Raw genomic sequence first — 215 nt, forward strand, 5'->3', positions numbered from 1 at the left:
CCAACTACTTTCGGCGCTGAAGCGCTTAACTTCCGTGTTCGGCATGGGAACGGGTGTGGCCGCTTCGCTATCGCCACCAGACAAGGGAATTGTTCCCTGAAAACTGAAGACTCATCAAGTTCAAACCGTTTCTAGATCAAAGCCTCGACCGATTAGTATCATTCAGCTCCACACGTCGCCGTGCTTCCACCCATGACCTATCTACCTCATCGTCT

General features: G+C 51.6%; 2 rRNA genes. Both read right to left on the bottom strand.

Annotation, left to right across the window (positions count from 1 at the left end):
* A 5S ribosomal RNA gene (gene rrf / locus EVJ21_RS15330) occupies positions 1 to 81 on the bottom strand; the annotation flags it as partial.
* A gap of 51 nt (positions 82 to 132) precedes the next feature.
* Positions 133 to 215: ribosomal RNA gene (locus EVJ21_RS15335) — 23S ribosomal RNA — on the bottom strand; the annotation flags it as partial.

The organism is Exiguobacterium sp. SH0S2, assembly GCF_004337185.1.
GTDB lineage: Bacteria > Bacillota > Bacilli > Exiguobacteriales > Exiguobacteriaceae > Exiguobacterium > Exiguobacterium aurantiacum_A.